Here is an 18,409-nt window from a genome sequence, read left to right as displayed (position 1 = left end):
TATATCTAATGTATTAAGCTCTTTTATTAAATTTAAATATTGAAATAAAATTATTTTTAGAATCAATGGCAAGCCTTAATAAATTAAACCAAATAATATTTTGGATAAACCAATATTCTTTGTGTTAGGTTTAAAGCCTTCAAAATTCCGTGTTCGATCATTGAATTCTTACTAGAGAAGGTGACATTGTAATTCTATTCTTATCGCTATTGAATTATGTCATAAAAAGTTTTTTAAGTTTGAGTGGTCTCAAACATGATTTGCGAAATGATAATTGTGAAATTATATTGTTTGCAAGGCAAACCTACACGTGCCCTTTTATGCGTAATGGCAACTTTTAACTTGCACGATTTTTTGTTTGAAATGATAAAAAAACTGATCAGTGGAAAATCTCTTTGGTAATAGATAGACTAAGAATTTATGGCTAGGAATCTTTAGCGTTTGAGGTGTTCTTTTTTTTCATATTTTGAGCTCTTTCTACGACTCTTATGCCAACCATGAATTAGTGGAAATTGCTCTTAAAGAATCAAAGAAAACTTCAGATGGTCAGTTTACTTTAATGCGTAATTATTGTTGTTCCAGTCTGCAATTGAGTTCTGAAAATCATTATCCAGCAACTGATTGGCTATTGGCGGATTAGTACACAGTATTTTTTTGCTTTACTGAATGCTTTACTCCCCACTTCAATCATATAGGAGAAGATAGTCCATGGTGCCCCAGCAAAACCGATTAATAACACACTGCCGTTGAGATGCGCCTTGGTTAACTTTATCGCATCCAGCACGTATTGTAAGTCTTCGGCTTGAGAACCCCTCAAATTATGGATGTCTGGAAATACAATGGCTGAATCAACTCCCAGTATATCAACGGTTGAATAGTTACTTCGGCTGCCAGTTCTGGGGTAGTGACCAATGTTTTAAAGTCGCCTGCCGATTCTCGGACTTTTCTGTATTCAGGTAGAATCCGGCCTGCCTGGCGCATAAGCCACAGAGGGTTCTACTGGTGGAAATGCCATTTGCTACATTTAAAAACAGATTGTTCATGAACTCAATCCTCTCTATTTAATTCCCTTTAAAATAACCCATAAAGCAAAGAAATAGTAAAGGATGTATTGCTATTTCTTTAATCTAAAACGTTCAATAACACCCTCTCTTGCTTCACTCATTGTAAGCAAGGTTAAATAGAACTCTGTTTCAGCATTATTAGGTGTATTGCAAAGAACCGGTCTTTTGTCATCAAAAACTAAAGATGGATACCAGTTATATACTGTTTTGAATTGCGGTATTCTTTTATCGCTATGAATAGTGTTGTTATTATTAAACTGACCAGGCCAGTTTACTCCCCTTGAAAAGAAAGGAAAGTTACTTCTACTGTATTGGACTAAGGGATGCAACTTACTTTTTGTGAATACAAAGATTACCCCATTTGGGAAAAAATCCTTAACGCCTTGTTCGATTATTGATTGAGCATTGTATACTATATCAATAGAGGAAATATCTGAAAGCGGAAAATCGTAAATTGATTTTATCGATGGGAGAATGAATCCATTTAAACATATAATTGGGGGCTGTGAATAAAATGATTTTTGCTCTTTCAAATTCGTGAACGAAAAGACTTGCTCCTTATTTTTGCTGCCTGGCGCAGGAAGCAAATTAGGTATTGCTAAGTCCAGAAAATCTTTTGTGCTTTTAATTTCAGTATAATCGTCTGGAATAAATGATTTATCAGGGGTTATCTTCTGAAAAGAGGATTCCGTAAGCTCATATGTTTTTTTCACCCGATCCAATCGAGACTTGAAATAAAGAATGGAATCGAGATGCGCTGGCTTATCAAATCCGCTTAATAGCAAATCTATAGGAGTATTATAAATTTTATTATTTATCAATCTTGTGGAATCGTTAACTGATACGAATCGATAGTTATTATACTCGAAATCTGTACCATTAACTATCCTTTTTAAAACCTCATTATTGCCATAATTTTTTTGTGATAGTAACATATCAACATCAACGCCTTGTTTTTTCAATTCAGATACTGAGGTTAAATAACCAGCAACTTCCTTTGGCTGAACTAAAGCAGTGAGCTTAAACTTATTGTTCTTGTCATTTTTTAGATAAACTAATCTTTCATCAATAGATTTCGCTTTTTCTGAAACCAGTTTTAGATTACTTTTTCCCTCTCCTTTAAGATTGTAAAATGATTGAAAGGCTGTTATACCATGAGTTTTGTTCAAAAGTAATACCTGTATTTCACCACTTCTCAACTCGTGTGCTTTAACAACAATGTCTTCAGTGGTTTTTAGATCTCTAGAAAGAATAATACTGCCATTGTTCATGGCTATTAATGTTGTGGTATTCAAATTACTACTTTCAAAATTTCGAAAGCTTACCTTAATAGATCCATCTGAATTCTCTGCTATTTCAAATGATGGCAGTTCAGAGGTGGGAAGTATTCCGGTGATACATTTTTCTGAACCTGAAAAACAAATTCTATACGAATAGACTCCAGCTTTAGCAATGCTAACAGCAGTAACTCCGTAAAAAGCATCAAACGCCACATTTTGTATCTGCTTTCCGTCAGGATCTGATAGTTCAAAGCGAAATCCTTCAGGGTGATAGGTAGCTGGATAAATTAATAATTTGTTTGGCAGATTGTCTGCAAGAAAATTTCCGCTCTCCGGAAAAATCGATACAGACAGATTTGGATCCTTAGAATCAGACAGACTTTGCTTTGGATCTCCAACCCAAACATTTTTTAGTGATAGCGGTGTCTCCGAAAAATTTTGCATCCATTTGGTATAAACCTCCACTGTATAGATATCAGTTGTTAGTGAATCCGACAAGATTATATCTCCATTACCCTCACCCTCATTTATCAAAATTCTCTGTTGCTCAATTATTCTACCCCTCGAATTTTTTAATAAAACAAAGGCAACATTACTAATCTCTTGCAGGTCGGTATTTCCCCAAACAAAAACTTTATACAAAATCTTCTCTCCTTTTGTATATACACTGTTATCTGTAAACAAAAATGCGCTTTCAGTTTTCAGATAATTATAATTTGTTGCAATTAAAGAGGATGAACTAGTTTGTGAAGAGGCAGAATTGGTTATGCTAAAACTCAAATAACTAACCAGTATAAAAATCAGCTTATTCATTGAAAATCTACAGGTTTAATATGAGTTGAATTCCTATAAAGCAAACGACAATCGCCATCTCCGGGAGGAATTAGATTGGGCTCATTTACATTTAATTTTCTAGCCTCTGATCCCCGATTGATCAGTAACTTATTATATGAAACTGAAGCCGTTGTAAAATACCCAAGTATTTCCTCGTTCTCTTGACCTACACTTACAATATTACCAGCAATGTTTCCAGGAGCCGGATCGAAAATAGTGCCTGTGTTTCTCTGTTGGTTGCTAATTGCATTCCAATATTGAAATGCCGAGCCTGTTATTGAAAACTGATATAGCCTTGTTAGAAAGCCTGTGCTTCTATCGTATAAGATAGAACCCACTTTAACGCTAAATGAACTCCCGTTTATGTATTGATCTGATGATACATTAACACTACCTACTAATGGAGATATAGTAGACCAACATTTACAAAAGTTGCAAGGGGAATCACCGGGAGGAATAGTCAGATATTCAAAAATGCCAATACTCTTCCATAAGTAGAAATTTTGATTCTCTTCAGGGTCATTGATGTTTGCTGAGACGTTGAAGTAATATCTTGGTATCGTTTGATAGCCCCCGGATGTAGTGTTTATAATATCATCGACCTTATCAAAAGTAAAATCTAGTGATTCAATAGAAACCGGTTGTTCCACCTTTTGTATTGACGACCTGTATAACTGCCCTCCCGGACCTTGAACTTCTAGAAAGTACGATTCGCCTACTTCTGCAATTTCCGATGTTTTATAAACACCTGTTGTATCTTCAGAAAAACTAATGGCTCGCGATTTATCTTGAGAATAAACGGTTACTGTAGCCCCGGAAACGGGCTCATTGAATACAACAAACGGATAATTATTGGAGAAAGGTGCACTCTTGGACAATCTGACAGAATTAAAATCAGCCACATTTGTAAACCAAGCATCTACAACTAGTTTAGGCTGAACAGATGGACCTTCAATTAATATCTTATCAACACAACTTATTAATAAAAGCGAAAAAAATATTATATATCGCATAACCTAAATCAAGGCTTTAGTTTAAAATTAATTGCAAAGTATGGAATTGCAGTGCCCAATACCGACAGCTTGTATGCTTGGGGAAATGAACCCTGATATTCTGGCTTAAAGAATACTGAGAAGGGGTTCCTTCTTGCATAGACATTATAAACTCCTGCACTCCAACTTCGCTCAAACCGTCTATTCTTCTTTGCAAGCATTTTGTAATTGAATGAAAGATCCAATCTGTGATAATCCGGGATTCTTGATTGGTTAATTTCTGAATAATCAGCCACCACATATCCATCAACTACATATATTGATTCAGGATAAGTGATAGGACGGCCTGTACTGTAAAAGAAATTACCAGATACACTAAATTTTGGAGTTAAGGAGTAGTTAGCTACTAAACTTAGGTCGTGCGGTTTATCAAAATTACTTGGGAAATACTCGCCATTTGAAAGTGTCTCTTCCTCGTAATCTCCTTTTACTAGTACAAGGCTTCTTGAATAGGTGTAACTAATCCATCCGGTTAAATCACCACGATTTTTTTTTGCGTAAAATTCAACCCCGTAAGATTTACCCTTACCCATTAACAATTCTCTTTCAATAAAATCATTGAGCACAAGTCGAGCGCCTTCTTTATACTGTGTTACACTTGATACTATTTTGTAATATGATTCAACAGAAACTTCATAGGCGGAATTAGAAAAGTTTCTAAAGTATCCAAGACTCGCCTGGTCATTAGATTGAGGGGCCAGGAAATTATCACTTAATTTCCAAGTATCAATCGGAGAAACTGCCATCGTATTAGACAGTAGACTTAAGTACTGAAAATTCCTGTTATATCCCAGCTTTATTGATGACTCGTTGTCAATTGAGAATTTCAAAGCAAATCGTGGCTCGGGATTAATAAAAAAAGATTGAACACTATTGCCTGATACATTTTGAGTTTCAACATAACTCGCCTCGTTTATAGGAGAATTCTCTTGATAAAATCTTTTTAGTCCATTACCAAGGTATGCGAAAGCTGATAGCCGCACTCCAAAAGAAATTGATAATGCTTGTGTTAATGTAATGGCATCAGAAAAGTAAAAACTTGATTCAGCCCCTCTTTCATTTGGAATCGAAAATGGTTGTATCCCGGAACTCTCATTGGTTGGATCTAGATCACCCCTTCCAATTTTATAAAAGTTTGATTGCAGCCCGAACTCTATATTGTGCTGTTTCCATTTATTCCAAAAAAACTCATAATTAATTCCCGTACTACCAATAAATGATTTTAAGTCGAATTCATTTGCGAATGATTTGCCAGACACAACATTATCTCCCCTTGAGTATGCGACCGATAATTTACTAGAGAAATCCTGTGAAAAATTATGGAGCCATTGTAGAGAGGCCATTCTGCTACTCCATGAGTAGGTGGTGTCTGAACCAAATCGAAAAGAGTCACCTCCGAAGAGTGTTGAAAAACTTAGATAATCTTTTGAACTGATTCTATAAGCAGCCTTTAGAGTTGCGTCATAAAAGCCTGCTTTGCTTGAGCTCACATTTTGATCGGGGACAAACCCAAGTACCCAGCTTGGATACGCAAATCTTCCTGTTGTCACAATGGACATTTTATCTTTTATAATCGGGCTTGAGATTTTAAGTTTACTACTGATCACCCCGATAGAGGCTTCTGCATATAAGTCCTGATCCATTCCGTCTTGCAAGCTTATATCCATAACTGAAGCAAGTCTTCCACCATACCTTGCCGGTAAGGTTCCTTTTTGAAGACTCAATGAACTAATTGCCTCTGAGTTTACTACTGAAAAAAGACCGAAGAGGTGAGACGAATTAAATAGGGGGGCGTTGTCAACCACAATTAAATTCTGATCAACGTTTCCTCCACGCACATTGAATCCTGATGCGCCCTCACCAACAGTAGTTACTCCTGGCAACGAAAGCACCGATCTAATGATATCGACTTCACCTAACAATGGCGGCATTGACTTTAATGATTGTGTGCTTATCGTTTGCAATCCTATATCTAGACTACTTAATTGTTTAGAAGCTAAACCTGAGATGATAATTTCATCTAATTCCGTTACACTTTCGAACATTTCAATATCCACAACTTGATCTGCATAAACCCTTAATCTTTTGGTAAGACCTGACATTCCCACAGCATTGACCAGTATTTCATACATCCCTTCAGGTAATTTTAAAGTGAAGAATCCATTACTTGAAGAGGTGGTGGCAAATTTTGTGCCCGGCATCTGAATAGTTGCTCCGCTAATTTTTTCGCCACTTTGACTGTCGCTTATGTAGCCAGATACACTATAAGAAGCGATTGCATCTTGTGCTCGAGTAGTTGTGCTTGCACTGATTGTGTTTACTAAGACAATACTTTTTCTATTTAATTGTAAAGGCTCTAGTCGAACATCAACCAAAGATTTTTGTAAAACTTCTGCCAATCTGGAATTGGATTGGCGCTGTATGATTTTAACATCTTTAATCCATTCGTAATTGTAATAAAATTTAACTGCGAATTCTCCTTCGATTGTATCTGCGAATGCTGGAAAAAGCAGTCCGTCATAATCTTTTGTTAATCGTATTGAATCAATGCTTTGTGCAGAACAGAGTGACGGGAATACTGCAACAACAAGCAAAATTAGTGATGAGCGCATTTCTAAGTTTTAAGAAATAAAAGAGGCCGCCCAATAAAGGCAGCCTCTCTTAATGATTAATAGAGTTATCAAAAATAATTAATAACCTGGATTCTGTTGATCAGCTAAAGTAGGGTTTACCAAAACTTCTGATAACGGAATAGGCCAGATAAAATTATCCTCTGTGTAAGGCAATGCGTGTGCTAGTGTAAAGCCACCTGGCGTGTATTGCGTCAACAATGATACAGAGCGTGTTTGTGCTTTAGCAGGAATACCTGCCATTAAGCCTTCGCCCGAAAGTCTGTGTACATCATACCATCTCTTACCTTCACCTAGGAATTCAATTCTTCTTTCATTCCATATACCTTGAAGAACACCAGCCTGGTTTCCACCGAGATCAGCTAAATCATATTCTAATGCTGCACCTACAGCGCGGTTTCTTACGCTATTCAATAATGTAATTGCTGTAGCAAAATCATTAGTTCTTGCATAAGCTTCAGCCGCATTAAGGACAACCTCAGCATGCCTGATAAGCGGTGTTGGATCATCATAAACACCGAATGTTCTGTATTTATAGCTATAAACACCAGTAGATTCCTGTGTTGTCAACAATGTTCTTCTTGAATCTGATGCTAACCAGAAAGGTTCTATCCAGATTACCGGGCTTATTTTTACAAGACCACGTCCTCCTAAAGTAGGACTTCCGTACATACTTACTAAAGCACCATTTACCCCTGCATTAGAAACGTTAGAATTCTGTAATGAAAATATGGCTTCAGTTGATGTACCCGAAGTAAAGGGGCCTGCAGGACTTGCTGTTAATGCGTACAAATTGTCGATTTTATCATACTCAGTTATTACACCTGCCCAATCAAGCATGTGCAGCTTAACCCTGGTTTTCAAGGCAACTGCCGCGCCCGCTCTGGCACGATAAGGTGTTCCAGTATTAGTTAGGAAGCCCTCAGCATTATCTAAGTCTTGCAGAATGCGTGTGTAGGTTTGCTGAATAGTGCCTCTTTGCACCTCAATACCTGCAGGTACTTTCCCAGCATCATCTACCGCAAAATCTCTGTATGGAATTCCAAGATCTGATGGATCATCAGAATAAGGACGACTATAATTAATTACTAATTCGAAGTGAGACATGGCCCTTAAGAAGAGCATCTCGCCTCTAAAAGCATTCGCCTGAGCCGGTGTTAATACACCTGCAGTTTCTGCACGTTGTATGCCCTCCAGAACGATATTACATCTGTTAATAACACGGTAAAGTGAAATCCACATACCATTATTATTAGCTGTAGTTGTTGTCCAGTTTCCTATGTAGGTTATTTCATAAAAGAGTTGGTCGTTGTACATATCCTCACCTCGCATATCATTTTGCTCGGTTGAGGCAGCACCGAAAGGATACCCCCTCTGAACTGCGCCTAGATAGAAACCGCGCTGAGCAGACTCATATACTCCTAAAACTGCAGCCTGAATACGTGCTGCATCACTGAAGGCAACACCTTCAGGAATTCGGTTTGCCGGATCGATATCCGTGAGATCACAAGCCTCTACTGCAAATAGCAGGGCCGCAACTCCTATAAATTTATTTATTCTGTTAAGTTTCATTTCTATATCACTTTTAAGTTAAAAGAATTAGAATCCAACATTTACACCGAAAGTCCATGTTCTGATGATAGGAGCTCCGTTCCAATCAACACCATACACTAGTTGGTTGCTAAATTGGTTTAACTCAGGGTCAAGACCTTTATAAGCAGTGAATGTGAAAGGGTTTTGTACTTGAGCAAAAACTCTAGCGCTACGTATTCCGCCTTTGAATGCAGTCTGCAACGCTTCAGTTGGCACCCTGTAACCAATTATAATATTTTGTACCCTTACAAAATCTCCTTTCTCTACGAAGCGAGAGTTTGCGGCACCTGTGGCCCAAATGTTGGCATCCTGACCATTGTATATTTTAGGCACATCAGTAACCTGACCAGCCTCAGTCCAACGATTCAAGATTTCAGAATTATTATTCGAGAAGCCCATACCAAGTTGGCCGCGAAGTGTTTCGTTCATTATATAGTTACCACCTGAGTAACGTAAGAAAATTTCTGCATCGAAATTTTTGAAAGTAAACTGGTTCGTCAAACCGCCAGACCATTTAGGTAATGTGTTTCCTAAGAAGGCAAGGTCATTAGCACCCAGAGCGTTTGTAGTCGTTGCTACGTTTGTTGGGTTCGCTGCATCATAAACTCTCCATCCTGTGGCACCTGGAACCAAGTTATATTGTGAAATTGAACCATCGCCTCTGAAGTACAATGGATTACCATTAGCAGGATTAACTCCTGCAAAACGATATCCATACAACTCAGCAATTGACCTGCCAACTTCTGTACGGTTAAATATCTGACTTCCGGTAAGCGGACTAAGCAAGCTTGTTACTTCATTTTTGATAGCTGTGAAGTTGAAGTCAGTGGTCCATTTAAAGTCACCTCTTTCTAATACTTTAGAGGCAATACGCAATTCGAAGCCGGAGTTTGTCATTGCACCAACGTTCTGTGCAATTGTATTACCTGGTACACCCAATGATTCAGCAACCGGAGCATCTAACACCATCTTATCAATGTCATTCTTGAAGTAGTCTGCCTCGATAGTAATGCCAGCAATTGTTGTGTTAAAACCAACATTGATTTTTTTAGAAACCTCCCACTGTAAGTCTCTGTTAGATACTTGAGTGAGTGCAATACCTGCATTTGGCCCGTAAAGCACCGCACCAAAACCACCTGCATAGGCTAGTGTACCAATTTCAGTGTTTCCAACTTCAGCATAAGATGCTCTTACCTTAAGATCGGTAATTAGTGTGCTGTTAAAGAAATCTTCTTCAGATACTCTCCATCCTATTGAACCACCAGGGAAAAATCCTACTCTGTTGTCTATGTAAAGATCAGAAATTGCATCATTACGAGCTGAAACACTCAACAGATATTTTCCTTTATAGCTATAGTTTAAACGACCAAAGTAAGATTCAAAACCTCTGTCTGCATAACCACCACCAACGCTTGGGTTTTGATAAGATCCAGTGATCAGGTTTTGCTGAAGGAAGAACCTGTCAGAAAATCCTGTTCCACTTGCAGAGAAGTTGTAATAATTTGTCTTTTGATATTCAACACCAATAGTTGCATTTACGTTATGCACATCAGCAAACACTTTCTGATAGTTAAGCGTATTTTGCCAGTTCCAACGGTAAACAGGGTTGAACGTTTGTGTAATGCTACCTACAGCACCACGACCATCACCATGGCGAGGATCTAATGATTGGAAATCGTCTGCTAACGTTACATCTGTACCTATTTGAGTACGCAAAGAAAGACCATCAACAATTTCTACCTCTGCATAAGCATTAGCAAGCAATCTGTTTGTTCTATTTCTATAGATATTGTTAGCCAATACAAAAGCAATATTAGGAATGTTGTTATCAACACCCACAGTGTTCGGTCCAAGGCCTAAAGCCGCACCGTTTGCAGTTACATTATAACCGTCAAAAGCAACATTGGCAGGATCGAAGATATCCACATTTGGCAACATTCTTGAGGCGTTGTAAATGGCACCTGAAAGTGAGTTTGCACCATTGTTAAGGCCATTAATTTCACCATAAGTATAAGATAAGCTGGTGCCTAACTTAACTCTGTTCGCTACCTTTTGATCAATGTTAGCTCTGAAAGAGTAGCGCTTCAAGCTGTTCGCGATAACAGGAGACTCCTGCTCGGTAAATCCTAAAGAGAAGAAATAGTTGGTATTATCTGAACCGCCACCTAAAGAAACATTATGTTGCTGAACTGCACCATTTCTAAAAATGTGATCCTGCCAATCTGTGTTGCCTCCAGCATTTGCTGCTACTCCCAGACCTGCATTTGTACGTTTTTCATTGGCAATTTCAACAAATTGATCGCCAGATAATAAATCGAATCTAGCTACCTCTTGATTGATACCAAATGAGCCACTGTAGTTAACGGTAGCCTTACCTTTGGTTCCTCTTTTAGTAGTAATAAGGATTACACCATTGGCTGCTCTTGAACCATAAATCGCAGTTGCTGAACCGTCTTTTAACACCTCGTAAGACTGAATGTCAGCAGGGTTAATGTTCGCTAAAGGATTTGATGGTACTATGCTTGAACGGTCATCTGTTACAGCTGGAACACCATCAATAACGATTAATGGATCTGCACTGGAAGTAAGTGAGTTAACACCACGAATACGAATAATAGGTCTTTGGCCGATTATACCACCAGGTGTTGTTACTTGTACACCTGGAGCACGCCCAGCAAGCTGAGAATCAAAAGAAGCTGATACTAAGTTTTCAATGTCTTTGCTGGCAATTGAAACAACAGATCCCGTAATTTCTTTACGTTCCTGAGTACCGTAACCCACTACAACAACTTCAGAAAGTTGTGTTACATCCAAGGATAGAGAGACATCAACAACATTACGGTCTCCAATAACAATTTCCTCAGTTTGAAGGCCGATAAACGAGAATACCAGTGCACCACCCCCTGCTGGAACATTAAGCTTATAATTTCCATCGGAGTCGGTAACTGTACCGTTTGTGGTGCCTTTAATCACCACGTTCACGCCCGGTAAAGAGGAGCCATCCTCCGTAGAGGTTACCCGTCCTGACACGGTTCGTTCCTGGGCCCATACACTGGAAAGTGTAAAGACCATTACACTACATAGTAGTAGAAACTTCTTCATAGGTTTTAGTTTAAATTTAAAAGCCTGAATTTACGGTATGTATGGACAAAACAAAATACCCCATGAGTCTTAGAGGATAAAATTTAATTGGGGTATTCTGTCTAAATGACAAATTATATCGTATCAATTTGGTTTTCAGTCACCTACAAACTGGCACCTAAACGATTGCCTTCAATTTTTCCCATAAAAAAAGCCAACCCTTTTCAGGATTGGCTTTTGACTGCGGTTAAATTCAATTACAATTTGGTAAAGCGGTATACCCAGTCACCACCATCAAAATTAAGATTAATGGTTAATGTGGTTTCCTCACACAAATCTATACTGAAAGTACCTGATGAATTGGTTAAAGGTGAGTCACATGGCGATTGATTCGGGAATGCGACTGTACCATTCGCATAATCAAAGATCATGTAAGCATCACACCCACTATCGTAAAGATTATCAAAACTAAATCTGGTCGGATCTTCTTCGTCTTGTACTAATGTAATTGTGTATGGACCATAAGTGGTTCCGCCACCATAATCTTCCAAAGCATCATAATCACCTGCAAAGAAACCAACATCTAATCCTCCAATATCTTCACAATTGCTTACTATATTCAATCTATGGATAGCATTACCTCCAACATTGGCTCCGTTTGATACCAACAGAACTCTGACATATTCTGTCTCTTCAAACAGATTATCATCTATTACCCTGATAACCATCGATTCAGAATTAATACTAACGAGTTCGAAGTCTTCGCCCTCTGTAGCGGTGCCATCAAACTGAACGGTTACATTATCCGATGTAATTGATCCTGTAGACCTGAGTGGTATAACCACCTCACCTGTTCCATTAATTTCCTCGTATGTCGAGGATACCCTTTCAAAACTTGTCGTTACCTCATCTTCATTATCACAAGAAAGTAATAAGCCGATTGAAGACAGTAATAAAAAGGGGATATAAGAATTCCGTTTATGCTTCATAAGATTTTTTTTAATCATTTTGTTTGTGATAATCAGTTCATTATCTCTCACCGATATAAGTTAATGTCTCTGTAAACACAGCCCTGTCTGCTCCGCTTTGAACCATTATGTACGTAACCTCCATCTTATCAGGGGTTCCATCAGCTTTAAAGGTCATTTTATTTATTCCAGTGCCCAGTTTACCTGATCTGGTTGCGCTGGCTACTGAGTTTCTGGCATCAGTTACAGTGCCATCCTCATCTAAATCAAACTGAATAGAGAAAGTTCCAAACACAAAAAGAGCACCGGTACCATTTTGTATTATTCCATGCAAATTACTACCCAACTCTCTGTCATAGCGGTTAACCGTATTCGCATCTATTGTTCTAAATTCGATCTCTGTAGGATAGAAACCTGTAAATGCACCTAACGCATCAACCATTGTACCCTCTACAGCATACACACCATCAAACTTATTTTTGCCACCAACGGAGAAAATAGCTGTGCCAAAATTGCCACTGATAACTCCCTTTGATGAAGAGACAATCGTTAAAGGCAGAGCATAAGCTTTTGAAAAGTCAAAGTTGATGGTATTTAAAGAGAACCTTAATACCGCCTTAGTCTGACCTTTCGGTATAGTAACTGTAAAACTTGGTACTGTATACAAGCTTTCGGGTAAAACCTCATAAACACCACCTTGCTCAGCATTATACTTTTCAAGAGCAATTGGATCCAATTCAACATTTACCGTTACATCCTCATCGCTTGAATGTGCCCCAGAGTAACTAATAACCACATCAAACTGTTCTGCTTCACTTAATTTAAAAGTAGAAACATATAAAGGATAACTCGCATCCACTGGAGATGCTATTGCCCCAATATCAAAGAATTCAATAATATTCTCTGACTTTGACGCATCGAACAAAGGATCTTCATCCAGGCAAGACGTTAACGCGCCTGCAAAGAGTGAGAACATAAAAACAACACCTAATATTTTTTTCATAATCAAGATTATTTAATGCTAGAAGAGATTATTGTGCTTGCCAAAAGACCCTGGAGTTAAACTGGTTTATATCAGCAGGAATAGTTGACGGGTTTAGCTGATACTCAGTTGCCGGGTACAAAACTCTAACCGGAAGTCTATCTGGTCTGCTTGATGTCGAAACAATAGAAGCAAATGTTTCTACAGGATCAGATGAACCGTTTACAATGGCTGGATAGGTTGTTCTTCTGAACTCACTCCATGCTTCGTGACCGTGTACAAAATTAAGTGCTATATACTTTTGTGTAATGATAGCTTCAAGTCTTTCTTCATCACTTGTTGCAGCTGCAAAATCAACTAAGTAATTTCCTGAATTGTCGCTGATGTAAGCTGTAACATCGTTAACCGGATTACCTACTACTGTACCCGAAATATTCTTGTACAAATAAGTAAAGGAAGCATCAAGTCCAGCTCTGAAAGTAGTAGCAGCTGTTCCTGCCAATAAACCTCTTAATTGTGCTTCCGCTAATAAAAATTGTGCTTCGGCTCTTAGCATCATTGGCATACCTGCTGTTCTGCCTTTAAACAAACCAACGGTATTTTCAGCCGCAGCTGCAACACCAGTACCTACATACCATGCAATAAAATTCGTAATAGCAAAAGGCTGATCAGATGTTTGGTCGCCTAATACACCACGTGGTGTTGTCGGGAAGTTTTTGTAAGTGCGCGAACCTCTGTATGTATCAGATAATTTTGTGCCATTGTAAAAAGCAAAAACGTAAGCACTTGGTATTCTGGATCTGCCCGCCCCTGCTTGTACACCTGCAGCATCACTATGGTAAGTATTCCACATTGGGTTTTGCTTTCCAGAGGTTGTTAAATAACCGGGGTTTACCAAAGCATCGTTTGATAAAACACCAACGCTCAAGTCAAAATTTGCAAATTCGGAAGACACAAAACTACTAACAGAAGCTACTTCGCTCATTCTTATTAACAAACGAAGTTTAATGGTATTAGCGAATTCAGCCCATCTTGAAATGTCTCCACCAAAAAGGACATCAGCGCTACCCATAGGAAGAGCTAAAGTTGCAGTTTCGAAAACAGTGAGAGCTGTATTCAATTCAGTTACCAGTTGCTGATATACCGTTGCTGCATTCTCATAATCAGGCGCCACATTTGCGGATCCTTTAAGTGCATTTGTGTAAGGAACATCATTATAAAAATCAATTAAGTGTTGAAAATGATAAGATTTCATAACACGTGCAGCCGCATTAAAATAGGCTAATGCCTCATCGCCCTCTGTCTGATCTAGGATATACTGATAATTATACAGTCCATCATACGTATTGCTCCATAAACCATTATGATCAGTTGTGGCATAATTATAAGTCACGTCCGATCCAAAGCCAGCAAAACCGCCAGCATTAACAATGTAGCCAGCTATCCATGAACCGTCATCATTCCATTGGCGAACCAAATCTGCTGAAACGGTTAAAGCATTCGGTAGCACCAATTGCGGTGTCAGCTTAGTGGCTGCGTTCGGATTTACATTGTCCCCTAGGAAATCATCACAGGAAACAACTGTTGCCATCATTATGGCTAAAAATATTAATATTCTTTTCTTGACCATCTTGAAAGTCTTTTAGAAAGTTAAAGAAATTGAAGTTCCAAAAAATCTTGTTGGAGGGGTAGCTGATAAGCTAACAATTCCAATAGCGTTAGTATCCGAGAAGTTGAAATCAGGATCGGTATACACGTTAGATTTAGGTGTAAAAATAAACAAGTTACGCCCTTGGAAAGTAATAGAAGCCGACTTGATAAATTTCGTTTTGCTCAAGAGACTTGTTGGTAACTGATAGCTAATAGCAAGTTCTCTTAATTTCCAATAGTCACCTGAGATGATATAGTTATCAGCAATATTTAAACGTCTGGAACCATCTGTCCAGAATCCAGAACCACCATCAGCAACAGTTATGTTGTTATTTGGAAGGTACGTGCCCGGGTTTTCTGGATCTTCATAAGAAGAGTTAGGCATAACAAATCTTTCTCTGTTATATGTAGCTGTGGTAATCGCAGCTCCTGAGAAATCAAACGTACTTCCTGCATTGTATAGAATTGAGTATGCCGCCCTGTATTCCATCAGTACCGACAATCTGAATCCTTTCCATCCTAATTCACCTGTTAAACCCAAACGATGTTTAGGAACTGTATTACCAAACTGTTTTTGCTCAGTAGCCTGAGAAGGATAGCCAGTGATTCTGTCTACTACAATTCTTCCTTGAGGATCTCTAACGTAGGTATTCCCTAGGAGAATTGGAAATGGTTGACCTTCCACTGCATACACTTGTGCCTGACCCCCGGTAGAAAGCTGAAGATTCTTTAAATCTCCACTAATTGAAAGAACCTTTCCTTCATTGTATGTATAGTTACCACCAAATACTAATTCAAAGTCAGAATCAGAATTTAAAACAGACCAGGAAAGAGTAGTTTCAAGTCCTCTGTTTTCAACCTCACCTGTATTTTGTAGTAAAGTTGTAAAACCAGTTGTAGATGAAACGTTAGTTGGGATTGTCTGATCAACTGTGTTCGACTTGTAAACCGTTAGAGCACCAGAAATTTTATCTGACCAAATTTTAAAATCAGTTCCAAATTCTACCCCTGTAGTTATTTCAGGATTAAGGTTGCTTGCTACTAATCTATTGTTAGGTGTAAATCCAGACAAGCTTCCGTAAGGGAATCCTGATGAAGGTGAAAAAGTAGCATCCAGTTCGTAAGCGCCAAAAGTCTGGGAATTACCTAAGTTAACCTGACCTACCTGAAACCAACCACCTCTTAATTTTAATGTACTTACAAAACCACCGAATGTTAAAGCTTCGAATGCTTCTGAAGCTATAAATGAAGCTGATGCTGCAGGGTAAAAGAATGAGCGGTTTTCAGGGCTCAAAATTGATACCCAGTCGTTACGGCCAGTTAATTCAAGAAACAAATAGTCTTTATAACCGAATTTTAATTGTCCGAACAAACCAACCTGGCTTGCTTCATAGTTTCCTTCACCTACTGAGGGTTCACCCACTCTGTTGCTAATGTTATAAAGGCCAGGGATAACAATTCCATTTCCGGTAGAACTAATCGATTTTGATAAGTTTCTACGAAGTGAATTACCAACTAAGGCTCCAATATTGAAATCGCTGCCAACATCCTTGTTAAACTGAGCAAAAAAGTCTGCCGTAATTTGTGTAGTGTTCAAACTAGCGTCTCCAACCCCTCCAGCAACATCAGTTTTAGAAGATGATACGGACTTTGTATAATCAGTCAAGGTAAACTGTGCGTTCTTGTCCTTTACAATGTTCGCGCGAGATGATACACCCACTCTTCCTAATAGATTAAACCAATCAGCTACCTTCCACTTCAATTCTGCGTTACCCACAAAATAGTTGTCTCTTCTATCTCTTCTGAAGGCATCTATTGTCCAATAAGGATTATCATAGTATTCATTGAAATATCCATTTGGATTTGCGAAAGGGTCGTTTTGCCAATCCTTATACTTCGTCAATGGGATTTGCGCTGGAGTATTTAAAACCTGCTCATAAATAGAGCCGGTTTGGGTTGTTACATCATAAACATTTTGAACGTAATTTGTATTGTATGCTACAGATACTTTGTTACCAAAATCTCTTGTTCCATTTAAACGAAAAGATGCTCTCTTATACTCATCTTTCAGTGTTGTGCCAGTATTCTTTAAGTATTGTACTGAGAAGAATGTGGTTGATTTGTCATCACCACCCTGAATTGAAATATCAGATTGGTTAGTTACACCTGTTTCCCAGAACTTCTCCTTATCATCTGTTGCAGAGTAGGGAATATTTTGGATAGAACCATCTTGAAGTGGTCTTCCGATTGGTCTAACGGTTCCATCAAATCTTGGACCATACTGCTGGTTTTCATAAGGAACATAAACAGTTGGATATCCAGGGTTTGTACCCGAGCCAAAACTCTTTTGTAATTGAGGGAAAAAGCTAACCTTCTCTAAGTTTAATGTGTGCGAAACAGTTACTGAAGTAGATCCTTTTGTTCCCTTTTTGGTGGTAACAATTAACGCACCATTTGATGCTTGAGATCCATAAAGAGCTGCTGCATTAGAACCATTAAGTACAGTAATTTCTTCTATGTCCTGAGGATTTAAATTAGATAGAATGTCGTTTGGTACAATTACATTGTCAACAACAACGAGCGCTTCATTATTTCCAGTAATTGAGCGGTTACCACGAAGCACCACTCTTACATTTGGGTTAACACCACTTGACACAGTGTTAATTTGAAGACCCGCAACCTTACCTGTTAAACCAGCCGCAACGTTTATTGGTTTTGCCTGATTTAAAAGAGAGGTTCTGATAGAGGTGGCATTGTAGCCCATTTCCTTTCTTCTTGCCTCAATACCCCCTGCAGTTACTACGATTTCTCCAAGTTGTGTTACATCTAATGCTAATGAAACATCTACTGTAGATCTGTCGCCTATCGGAACTTCACGCGTTTGGAGTCCAATAAAGGAGAAGATTAGTTCACCCCCAGCATTTGCAACACTGAGTCTGTAATTACCGTCAATGTCTGTAACGGTTCCTGATGTTGTTCCTTTTATAACAACGTTTACACCCGGTAAGGGAGAGCCATCCTCGGTGGAGGTTACCCGTCCTGACACGGTTCGTTCTTGAGCCCATGCGCTGGAAAACGCAAAGACTGCCACACTACATAGTAGTAGAAACTTCTTCATAGGTTAAGGTTTAGGTTTAGGTTAAATATCTAGCAATATAAAAAGCTCACGTAATATTCTGTATAGATCAATGAAATAAAATACCGAATTTGGTGAATCGAAGGGTTTTTTATTAGCCTAAAAGTGCAATAAGCCCAATAATCTTGTCATTATAGTC

The 18,409-nt window shown here is 38.5% G+C and carries 9 protein-coding genes and 1 pseudogene; all 10 read right to left on the bottom strand.

The window, feature by feature from the left end; genetic code table 11:
* Nucleotides 1-611: 611 nt before the first annotated feature.
* Nucleotides 612-1,052: pseudogene (locus SanaruYs_RS13850) on the bottom strand (uroporphyrinogen decarboxylase family protein); the annotation flags it as partial.
* A gap of 62 nt (nucleotides 1,053-1,114) precedes the next feature.
* Nucleotides 1,115-3,157: a hypothetical protein gene (locus SanaruYs_RS13845; RefSeq protein ID WP_127123181.1), complete on the bottom strand. Its 2,043-nt coding sequence runs from the start codon at nucleotides 3,155-3,157 to the stop codon at nucleotides 1,115-1,117.
* Complete coding sequence (locus tag SanaruYs_RS13840) at nucleotides 3,154-4,191, bottom strand: DUF4249 domain-containing protein (protein WP_127123180.1); 1,038 nt, start codon at nucleotides 4,189-4,191, stop codon at nucleotides 3,154-3,156. The genes SanaruYs_RS13845 and SanaruYs_RS13840 overlap by 4 nt, the downstream gene beginning before the upstream one ends.
* Before the next feature lie 8 nt (nucleotides 4,192-4,199).
* Entirely contained in the window at nucleotides 4,200-6,842 is a 2,643-nt protein-coding gene (locus SanaruYs_RS13835; RefSeq protein ID WP_127123179.1) for a TonB-dependent receptor, read from the bottom strand.
* A gap of 78 nt (nucleotides 6,843-6,920) precedes the next feature.
* Nucleotides 6,921-8,432, bottom strand: coding sequence for a RagB/SusD family nutrient uptake outer membrane protein (locus tag SanaruYs_RS13830; RefSeq protein ID WP_127123178.1), 1,512 nt, complete (start codon nucleotides 8,430-8,432; stop codon nucleotides 6,921-6,923).
* Nucleotides 8,433-8,459: 27 nt separating this feature from the next.
* Nucleotides 8,460-11,555: a SusC/RagA family TonB-linked outer membrane protein gene (locus SanaruYs_RS13825; RefSeq protein ID WP_127123177.1), complete on the bottom strand. Its 3,096-nt coding sequence runs from the start codon at nucleotides 11,553-11,555 to the stop codon at nucleotides 8,460-8,462.
* 236 nt (nucleotides 11,556-11,791) lie between these two features.
* Nucleotides 11,792-12,523 carry a hypothetical protein gene (locus SanaruYs_RS13820; protein WP_127123176.1) on the bottom strand — a complete coding sequence of 244 codons (732 nt, stop codon included), beginning with the start codon at nucleotides 12,521-12,523 and terminating at the stop codon, nucleotides 11,792-11,794.
* Between the two features lie 40 nt (nucleotides 12,524-12,563).
* On the bottom strand, nucleotides 12,564-13,505 hold the full coding sequence (locus tag SanaruYs_RS13815) for a DUF1735 domain-containing protein (protein ID WP_127123175.1): 942 nt from the start codon (nucleotides 13,503-13,505) through the stop codon (nucleotides 12,564-12,566).
* Between the two features lie 28 nt (nucleotides 13,506-13,533).
* A complete protein-coding gene (locus SanaruYs_RS13810) occupies nucleotides 13,534-15,114 on the bottom strand; it encodes a SusD/RagB family nutrient-binding outer membrane lipoprotein (protein ID WP_127123174.1) in 1,581 nt (526 codons plus the stop codon).
* Between the two features lie 12 nt (nucleotides 15,115-15,126).
* Nucleotides 15,127-18,252 (bottom strand): SusC/RagA family TonB-linked outer membrane protein, encoded by a 3,126-nt coding sequence (locus SanaruYs_RS13805; RefSeq protein WP_127123173.1) that lies wholly within the window; start codon nucleotides 18,250-18,252, stop codon nucleotides 15,127-15,129.
* Nucleotides 18,253-18,409 lie beyond the last annotated feature (157 nt).

Origin of the sequence: Chryseotalea sanaruensis (genome assembly GCF_003990915.1) — a bacterium.
GTDB classification, from domain to species: domain Bacteria; phylum Bacteroidota; class Bacteroidia; order Cytophagales; family Cyclobacteriaceae; genus Chryseotalea; species Chryseotalea sanaruensis.
This window is presented reverse-complemented; position numbering and strand designations above follow the sequence as displayed.

Coding starts and splice junctions, on each gene's coding strand:
- SanaruYs_RS13845 (WP_127123181.1), bottom strand. CDS start 3,157: ATGAATAAGCTGATTTTTATACTGGTTAGTTATTTGAGTTTTAGCATA.
- SanaruYs_RS13840 (WP_127123180.1), bottom strand. CDS start 4,191: ATGCGATATATAATATTTTTTTCGCTTTTATTAATAAGTTGTGTTGAT.
- SanaruYs_RS13835 (WP_127123179.1), bottom strand. CDS start 6,842: ATGCGCTCATCACTAATTTTGCTTGTTGTTGCAGTATTCCCGTCACTC.
- SanaruYs_RS13830 (WP_127123178.1), bottom strand. CDS start 8,432: ATGAAACTTAACAGAATAAATAAATTTATAGGAGTTGCGGCCCTGCTA.
- SanaruYs_RS13825 (WP_127123177.1), bottom strand. CDS start 11,555: ATGAAGAAGTTTCTACTACTATGTAGTGTAATGGTCTTTACACTTTCC.
- SanaruYs_RS13820 (WP_127123176.1), bottom strand. CDS start 12,523: ATGAAGCATAAACGGAATTCTTATATCCCCTTTTTATTACTGTCTTCA.
- SanaruYs_RS13815 (WP_127123175.1), bottom strand. CDS start 13,505: ATGAAAAAAATATTAGGTGTTGTTTTTATGTTCTCACTCTTTGCAGGC.
- SanaruYs_RS13810 (WP_127123174.1), bottom strand. CDS start 15,114: ATGGTCAAGAAAAGAATATTAATATTTTTAGCCATAATGATGGCAACA.
- SanaruYs_RS13805 (WP_127123173.1), bottom strand. CDS start 18,252: ATGAAGAAGTTTCTACTACTATGTAGTGTGGCAGTCTTTGCGTTTTCC.